The organism is Streptomyces sp. NPDC059909 (assembly GCF_042730885.1).
In the GTDB taxonomy this organism is placed as follows: domain Bacteria; phylum Actinomycetota; class Actinomycetes; order Streptomycetales; family Streptomycetaceae; genus Streptomyces.
In genome coordinates this window covers 1-2,704 of record NZ_JBHWKX010000039.1, presented here as the reverse complement: position 1 = coordinate 2,704, position 2,704 = coordinate 1, and the positions used below count along the sequence as shown (strand labels likewise).

Genomic DNA, 2,704 nt, shown 5'->3' with positions numbered 1-2,704 from the left:
GGTGTCCTTCTCCCAAGGCTGGTCAGCGGTATGGCTCTGTTCTGCCTCGCGCGGGGGGTGGGAGGGAGTGGGGGGGGGCGCCATTGGGGGGGTCGGTGCCCCCCCGGCGGTCCTGCCGGACGCTGCGCGGCCGTTACGCCAACGCTTTCCCGTCCGGATGTTGATCCCGACGATCCGGCACGCCTCCACGTTGCTCACGCCCTGCTGCATGAGGTGAAAGTAGACGCGCCGTTCCTCGGTCAAGGGACGACGTCCCCCGTTGACCGAACGGTCCCGGATCTCGAAGTCCATCGCACTCCCCGAGCTGGGGTGTTGCGACGACCACTAGAACGCAGGGACTCGCTGCGGGGGCCTTTTCGCTGGTGGGCGCGGACGGTTTCGAACCGCCGACATCTGCTTTGTAAGCCTGGCGCTGATCGTGGACGAGTTCTCGCTGGTCACTAGTCGCCCAAGGGGGCTGGGCATGCTGACCGGTATCTGCGCCGCCATGTGCCCCGAGTGACCGTGGCTGACCGCTCGATCTGGCACGGATCTGGCACGGGCTATTCGCCGTCGCACCGCTCCAGAACCAGGCTCGCGGACCCGTCTTCAAGTCCGTTGTTGTCCTCCAGGTGCAGATGAGCCCCGTCGGGTGTGCCGTCCTGCGCGAGTGTGAGCAGATGGCCGGCCAGAGTCTTCCGCCCTGCGGCGTTCGCCTCGATGACGATCTCCCCGCCGAGGTTGCGCACCTCGATGCGCGCGCTCTCCTCCCACGTGAAGACTCTCGTGACCCCATCGGTCATCGTGTTGACGTGCGTGGTCGCTGGCGGAGCGCCGTTCGATTCGGAGGTCATGCCCAAGGATCACCCATCGACTGGGACGCGAGCCAGCAGGTTGCCGTAGGCGCGTGCTTTCCAAGTCTGTTGGTGGTGTGGTGAGCTCAGCGCGGGGCCGTTCACCTGCGTTCACGGAAGGACGGCTCTGGGATCGCCTCTCGCCTTTGGTCCCGTCTGAACGGCCGTGAACCCCGCTGAATGAGCCGGAACCTGAGACGGCCCTCGGCGCTGGCCCCGTAGGATCTCGGACAGCCACCCGCTTCGAGCTGACCGCCGCCACCAGGGAGTGACCGTGCCGAGTATCCCGGAGCTACAGGCAGGGGACACCGTACTGGTGACTGATGGTCCCTTCGTCCAGTTGACGGGTCCGGTCCTCGCCATTGACCGGGAGCGAAATCGCGTGCAGCTGGTTGTACAGGTCTTCGGAGACGACACGCGCATCGACGTACCCCTCGACGCGGTAGAGAAGGTGTCCGACGCCTGAGTGCCCACTCTGAGCTTGGGAATCACCGTGCCTCGGGGAGTCGTTGGCGGCCTGACCAGCGGCAACGGGTGTCAGGGCGAGCCGCACGGCTCTTCCTTGCACCCGCTGTTGACCGTGGTTTACCGGCCTGTCGGGCACGGATCGGGCACGGTCACCTTCTGATCCGTAGCTCTAGCCGGATCGGCCAGTGACGGCCATTCCGGCCGCTACTGGGCCCCAGAGGGACGTTACCGGGCGGGGGCAGTTGCTGGGGTTGCGGTACCTGGCTGCTGTACCGCAGGATCTCGACGGGGGTGAGCATGGAACGGCATGTGCTGGAAAAGCTGTTGGCCGGTGACGACGAGGTGTCCGCGGGCGCTCTGGCCGCGCTCCGCAGCGGCGCCACCTACAGCGTGTGGGATACGACGCATCCCGCAGAGCGGCATGCCGGGGTCTTTGCACTCCGACTTCGGCGCATGCGGCTGCACGGAGTCGAACCTCTTGGGCTGGAACGAATGGTGCAGCTCCTCCGCGAGCATGGCCGGCCGGTGCGCGGAGGGCTGATCGATTCTGTCGATCAGAAATGGACCTTCCTGTTCTACTTCACCGAAGACGGCAGCGCACTGGTGGCCTGCGCCCGCCTGCAGCGGTGGGTCGAGCGATCACCACTTTAGGAGCGAGGTGGGGCGACTTGGGGCCTGACCTGCGGCACGCCGACATCGACGGACACGGGCTCGGAGCACCGTCGGTGACCGCCGTTCCCCGTGGCTCCCCGCTCCATCTGGCGCGGTTGTGGCACGGGGAGCATCTGAGCCAGACGGAAACTGAGACGGTGCTAAACCCAGGGGAACGGGTGGAGCGCGTAGGCATTAGGGTGCCGCAATGATCAATGAGGCGGGGGCACGTCTGGGGGCCGAGGCTGCGCAGCATCTGGCCCGAACGGGGCTCTTTCGGTTCGAGGCCGGACTGACGGAAGCGGAGTTCGCTCGCATCGAGGGCGAGTACGGCTTCGAGTTTGCAGACGACCACCGAGCGTTCCTTGCCGCGGGCTTGCCGGTCAATACCCCTCCCGAGGAGGGGCAGACGTGGACCAAGCCGTGGCCCGAATGGCGCGGGACGACCCGGATAAGCTACGCGCATCAATGGCGGTCACAGTAGCTATCGGGTGTGACATGAGGCCCAGGGGCTTGCACCCACCGCGCGGGCGAGCAATCACCGCTTTAGGAGAGAGGCTGGCGCCTAGGACGGGTGACCTGCGGCTTCGATGGCCGAGCTACCGGGTACGAACGCGCCCGTAACCCACCCTCGTTGTCTCGGCAACGGGTGAAACGAGGCTCAGCCAAGATTTCCGTGAAGCCGATCATGAGGCCGCCGTGGTCGTGACTCTGTGTTGTCGGCGGTCGGCGGCCACGAGCAGGACCCGCTT

4 protein-coding genes are annotated in these 2,704 nt (G+C 66.3%); 3 read left to right on the top strand and 1 reads right to left on the bottom strand.

Annotation, left to right across the window (positions count from 1 at the left end):
• Window positions 1–542: 542 nt before the first annotated feature.
• Window positions 543–833 (bottom strand): hypothetical protein, encoded by a 291-nt coding sequence (locus ACFV9O_RS24775; protein WP_385421270.1) that lies wholly within the window; start codon window positions 831–833, stop codon window positions 543–545.
• Between the two features lie 274 nt (window positions 834–1,107).
• Between ACFV9O_RS24775 and ACFV9O_RS24770 the strand changes: the two genes are divergently transcribed.
• From ACFV9O_RS24770 to ACFV9O_RS24760, 3 genes are all read left to right on the top strand, one after another.
• Window positions 1,108–1,299, top strand: coding sequence for a KOW motif-containing protein (locus tag ACFV9O_RS24770; protein WP_385421269.1), 192 nt, complete (start codon window positions 1,108–1,110; stop codon window positions 1,297–1,299).
• A 299-nt stretch (window positions 1,300–1,598) separates the two neighbouring features.
• Entirely contained in the window at window positions 1,599–1,952 is a 354-nt protein-coding gene (locus ACFV9O_RS24765; protein ID WP_385421267.1) for a hypothetical protein, read from the top strand.
• A gap of 208 nt (window positions 1,953–2,160) precedes the next feature.
• Window positions 2,161–2,436, top strand: coding sequence for a hypothetical protein (locus ACFV9O_RS24760; RefSeq protein WP_385421266.1), 276 nt, complete (start codon window positions 2,161–2,163; stop codon window positions 2,434–2,436).
• The last annotated feature ends 268 nt before the right edge of the window (window positions 2,437–2,704 follow it).